This window comes from Desulfotomaculum copahuensis (assembly GCF_001655685.1).
Taxonomy (GTDB): Bacteria; Bacillota; Desulfotomaculia; order Desulfotomaculales; family Desulfovirgulaceae; genus Desulfotomaculum_G; species Desulfotomaculum_G copahuensis.
The window spans coordinates 1-532 of sequence record NZ_LYVF01000149.1 but is presented as its reverse complement, the minus strand read 5'-3'; the positions used below and the strand labels follow the sequence as shown (position 1 = coordinate 532).

Annotated in this window: 1 protein-coding gene; it reads left to right on the top strand. The window is 51.9% G+C overall.

Features of this window, described 5'->3' with window-relative positions:
* Positions 1–532, top strand: a 532-nt coding sequence (locus tag A6M21_RS09115; protein WP_151191873.1) for an RNA-guided endonuclease InsQ/TnpB family protein, incomplete at both ends; no start/stop codon positions are given.

The window sequence follows — 532 nt, the reverse complement described above, 5'->3', positions numbered from 1 at the left end:
GGGGATTGGCCCGCCGGATTCTGTTATACCAGGAGGAAAAGAAAAGCACCAACGCCATGGCGCAACACCGGGAATTAAACCAACTCAAGCAGACGGAATACCCCTGGATGTACGAAGTTTCCAAATGTGCCCCCCAGGAAGCCCTCCGGGACCTGGACCGGGCCTTCAAAAACTTCTTTGCCGGCCTGAAAGCCGGCCAGAAGATTGGTTTCCCCAAATTCAAGAAGAAAGGTATACATGATTCCTTCCGACTAACAGGGAGCATTAAAATAAAAAGTAAAGCCGTCCAACTTCCCCGCCTGGGCGTAATTCGTCTAAAAGAAAAACCCCGGACAAACGGCCGCATTCTCTCGGCCACCGTCAACCGGGAAGCGGATCGCTGGTATGTCAGCCTGACCTGTGAAACAGAGATCCCGGACCCCACACCCGTCAAAGGTGAAATTACCGGCATCGACGTGGGGCTGAATCATTTTGCCGTTCTGTCGGATGGAACCAAAATCGAAGCGCCAAAACCCTTAGCGAAATACTTAAA